Genomic DNA, 4,792 nt, shown 5'->3' with positions numbered 1-4,792 from the left:
ACCGGCGGCATTCAAAGAAATTTTGATTGGAAATCAGTCAAACCAAGAACAAATTGCTGCGTAATTTCTTTGGTGAGGGTTAATCCGATAGGATTGTGAAGCATTTATTAGGGTGCGAAACTTGAGTTTACACTTATCTACATACAAAATTATTGGTACAATATAAGCCAAAGGCAAGAATTTACTGCAATCTATCTATAAAAACATGTATTGCAAGAAAAAAAGCTGTGCTATAATGCTGTAAAAATAAAGCGTTTACAGTGCGGAAAGTAGGATGACTGATGTTTGAGAAACCTGAAAAAGGAGTCTGGAGCAGGAAAACTTCTGATAAATGGCAAGATGGCTATTTCGTTGGGAATGGTGAAACGGGAGGTATATTATACGGAGGTAGTACACAGTTTAACATAGTTGTAAATCATCATTCACTGTATTTAAAATCTGATCAGATGGATAGTATACCGGATATTTCTAATTGTCTTAACGACTTAAGACGTACAATAAAAGAACAGGGATATCAAAAAGGTATTGAGTTTTTTGAAAAAGAAGCAATTGACAAGGGGTATGACGGGCTGACAATGAGTGACCTTTTCCATCCAGGAGGCGAGATCGTATTCTCCATCACCCCTTCAGTCGCCAATCCTACATCAAGATACATAAGATCACTTGATTACGAGACGGGTATAATCTGTGAAGCCTTTTCGACTGAAAATGGTCAGGAATTCAGTAAAAAAATGTTTGCATCAAAAAAAGAGAACGCTTTATATCTTGAACTGAAGAGTGACGATATGTTTTCGATGGAATTTTCATTAAAAGAATTTGACCACTCCTTGCTTTCCCAGAGAAGTCAGCTGACAGCTAAAAGTAAGCTTGAAGCAGTGTATACTTATTTTAATGACAGTTATTACAAAGTATTCATAGAGTGGGATACAGATGGTGAGTTCACTGCAGAAGACAATACCTTCTCACTCAAGAAAGCAACTAGATTAAGAATGAAAGTGGCTGTCAATTCCGATCAAGCTGCAGCCATCGGTACATTTGAGGATATTGAAAAAGAACATATTGATTTCCATCGCAATCAGTACAATCAAGTGTCTCTGAGTTTATGCAAAGACACTGACAGAAATAAAAGTTACGAAGACTTAGTGGAACTGCTTGAATCAGAAGAGAGCATTCCTGTTAGTCTGTATGAAAAACTGTACGATGCAAGTCGTTATTTCATTCAGTCCATGTCAGGACCGGCACTTCCAAACCTGCAGGGAATATGGAGTGGAGACTTTAATCCACCATGGAGCGGTGATTTTACTTTTGACACGAATGTACAGTTAGCTATTGCATCTCTGGCAAGTCTGGGCTTGTTTGAAAACTTTTCCTGCTTATTCAATACCGTAAAAGCATATGAAGAAGATTTCAGAAAAAATGCGCAATGCTATTATAGCTGCAGAGGGTTTTTAGTACCTGTACATGCCAGTACGCGTGCCTTACATATTCACTGGAATAAAGAATGGCCGCTTATCTTCTGGACAGCTGGTGCAGGATGGTTAGCTCATTTCTACAATGAATACTATGACTATACACAAGACATAGATTTTCTGAAAAAAGTTGCCTTGCCTTTTTATGAAGAGACTCTACTGTTTTATGAAGATTTTATTGAATATGAGGATGATACAGCTGTATTCAGACCCAGCTATTCAGCAGAAAACGGAATGGGTAATAATTCTACAATGGATGTAGCTGTTGTAAAAGCAACGCTCAGCTATATAAAGAATGCTTATAAGGATTTAGGAATGGATGTTCCGGATAAATATGACAGGATAGAAAACAGGCTTCCGGCATACATGATCGATGAAGAAGGTGTGCTGAAGGAGTGGATAGACGAATCAGCTGAAGAAAATCCCAACCATCGACATTTTTCAAACTTGTATCCAGTTTTTCAGACAAAAGAGATTACTGCGGATCAGCCGGGCTTATGGAAAGCTGCACATAAAGCATTTGATAAGCGACTTGAAGCGTGGTTGTTGAGAGATGATGGAGATACCTCGTCTTCACATGGGAGAATGCATGCAGCGATGTGTGCAATCGCAATGGAACGATCAGAAGACCTGGAAAAAGCACTAGGAGCACTTGTCATGAATCAGTCTTTTTTCCGTCATTAGCTACAAGCCACTATAATCATCAGACTGTCTTTAATGTGGATGCCAACGGGTCTTTTCCTAAAGTCATACACGATGCCTTAATTTATTCAGAAGAACCGGGTGTAATAACTTTGTTTAAAGCTATCCCCTCTTGGCTGAAAAAAGGTACACTTAAAGGCATTAGATTGCCGAATACCATCAAAGTCGAGCGTTTTACATGGGACATACCCAATCATACATTTGAATTAGAACTGACCTCTAAACGTTCGAATACTCTGACTATTCAATTACCAGACGTATTTAAACCGATAGAAGAAGACACACCATCTTTTATAGAAGTAAATTTGAAAGCAAATGAGCCTGTTAGAATTCCCAGCAAACAATGAGGCAGTAGGAGCTGAACAGAGTGAAGAAAAAATTAAAAAATAAGCCTTATCCTGAATAATTCATACCTCTAATTTCAGAGGCTGTTTTTAAATATTGTTATATTTTCTTTATCGTTTTCCATTTTCTATCCTAATTATTTAATTTTTTTCGGTCTATTTAATTATTTTGAGACTTTTTACTTTTCAAACTCAAATTTTGGGCGCACTTCTCCCTAGGCCATTTAAATTCTTTTTAATAAACCAGGTTCTTTAAATGTGTTGCCGAACCCTTTGGATTTTCCTGAATACGGCATAAAACTCTCGTTGGTGAACATGAGAAATCGATAGTTTTAAATACATTTGTCTTGCAGTGCTGACTAGTTTTCCAGCCACTTTGAATAGATGGAAACGGATTGTGTCCACTTGGAGTCCTTTCGATTTTGGCTCAAAACACAAGGTGCGTAAGAAGTTAACCAGATTGTACGCCAACAGGCTAATCATCATGCGGGCCTCGTTTTCAATGAATCTGGGACTATCTGTTTTATCAAAGAAGAAGCTGTTCTTGGCTTCTTTAATGTAGTTTTCCATGGTACCGCATTTATTGTAGGTTTCAAACACTCTTTTAGCTGAGATGTTTTCTGAGAAATTCGTGACAATAAAGGAATGCTTAAAAAGGAGTTCGCCTACTTCTCGAGTTGAACGAATACACACTCGACGCGGTTTGAACCATGAAGCTGCTTGGTAGGAAACCGAATGATAATAGACTTCTTTTTCATCCCAAGGATGATGGTTATCATAGAACACAAACTCTTCCGCTAAACGATATAAATTCCTATTGGCCTTTAGCCGAATGACATACTGATTTTCGTATAAGTCGCATAAATCATAAACATCCGGTGTCGCGAAACCACTGTCTCCACGAACGAGAATATCAGTGGTTGGAATCGTTTGGTTATAATGTTCCAATAACGGTTCAAGAAATTCTTTGACCCCGTTGGAAGTGTATTGATTTCCTGATCGAAGCTTGGCTTTTAAAAAGTCGCCAGTCAAGCCGTCAAATGCCACTAAAGGATGGTAGCAATTCGTTCCATAATGGGCGTTGTAAGCAGTTTGTTCTTGATGACCAAAGGTATCCGAATGGGTAGAATCTAAATCAATAATCATATTTGTATCGTTGCGAACCAGACGGGCTTTGTCAATTAACGCTTGATTGAATACTTGAAGCGTCTTAATTGTCTCACCTTCTACACGATCATATAATCGAGAAATGGATGATTGAGAAGCCAACGGCTCATCAATTGATAACGTCTGTAATACCGGATCATGCTGTAAAATATTTGCAGCAGAATCAGTATTATAACCACCTATAAATTGTAGAATTATCTGTTTCAAAATCTTATGATTCGTATGCGTCCAATATTTACGACTGTCATTAAATGTAACAATGTCTTCAGAGAGCTGAGTAAATTTAAAAGCATCCATTAACTCATCGATTAGTACTAAGCCAGAATCACTTGATAAACGACCACCATCATGAGAAACGATTAAGTTATTGTTGAATTTCACGGCATTTTCTTGTAAAGTAACCACTGAGAGAACCCCTTTCTATGGTTGTTTGTAGTGAAGTAACCATATCAGAAAGTGGTTCTTTTTTCATCACCTAATGGGTGATGAAGTAATTTAAAATAAAGTTGTTCAAATCAACGATTAAGAGCATTTTTAGAAAAACTATGAATTATTCAGGACTGTAACTGATAATTAAGTTATTTAAGAATCGAAAAGAGTAGTTACTGATGGACTCTATTTAAAGATTTTATAATGATGTGCTACTAGTTGTATTAGAGGAAAGGCCAACAAATGCGATTAGTTTGCTTAAAGCTATAAATAAAAGGCCAATAATTGTAGATGCTTTAGAGCAAGGTGGTAACTGTAAATACTAAATACAATTTACCTTTGAAACATTGCAGATGAAAATCTAGAAGAAATGTATGAAAAAGCTACTTGGCCAGTCTGTGGCCCACCACCTAGGTTAACTGCCGCCAAACAATTAATGAAGTAAAACGGTGTATCCTTAGAACAAAAAATCATCGAAGAGTTTGCTTTTCTAATTTAAGTCGTATATTAAAGACAATAAAAATCCCTCCAAAAGTTAGAGTAAATGACTAACTTTTGGAACTGTCAAATTTTTTATGAAAACTAAAAATTAAAGGTGGTGAAGGCCCACTGACTATACCAATCGGAGCCGCATTTGCCCTTGACAAACACTTGAATGGTTTCAGTTAAGGTCACAAGGGT

3 protein-coding genes are annotated in these 4,792 nt (G+C 37.1%); 2 read left to right on the top strand and 1 reads right to left on the bottom strand.

The features are described 5' to 3' along the window. Positions 1 to 281 precede the first annotated feature (281 nt). Both ACYQ2O_RS10600 and ACYQ2O_RS10595 read left to right on the top strand, forming a co-directional pair. Positions 282 to 2,153: a glycosyl hydrolase family 95 catalytic domain-containing protein gene (locus ACYQ2O_RS10600; protein WP_459796587.1), complete on the top strand. Its 1,872-nt coding sequence runs from the start codon at positions 282 to 284 to the stop codon at positions 2,151 to 2,153. A gap of 110 nt (positions 2,154 to 2,263) precedes the next feature. Then, a complete protein-coding gene (locus ACYQ2O_RS10595) occupies positions 2,264 to 2,518 on the top strand; it encodes a hypothetical protein (protein ID WP_459796585.1) in 255 nt (84 codons plus the stop codon). Between the two features lie 249 nt (positions 2,519 to 2,767). Here ACYQ2O_RS10595 and ACYQ2O_RS10590 read toward each other — a convergent pair whose 3' ends face one another. Further along, the gene (locus ACYQ2O_RS10590) at positions 2,768 to 4,087 is read right to left on the bottom strand and encodes an IS1380 family transposase (protein WP_459770311.1); all 1,320 of its coding nucleotides are present in this window, start codon (positions 4,085 to 4,087) and stop codon (positions 2,768 to 2,770) included. Positions 4,088 to 4,792 lie beyond the last annotated feature (705 nt).

This window comes from Alkalibacterium sp. m-11 (assembly GCF_054658155.1).
The sequence above is the reverse complement of the archived record's forward strand: the minus strand, read 5'-3'. Positions and strand labels throughout refer to the sequence as shown.

What these genes read in the sequence shown, in the direction of transcription:
- ACYQ2O_RS10600 (WP_459796587.1), top strand. Translation starts at nt 282, where the DNA reads ATGTTTGAGAAACCTGAAAAAGGAGTCTGGAGCAGGAAAACTTCTGAT.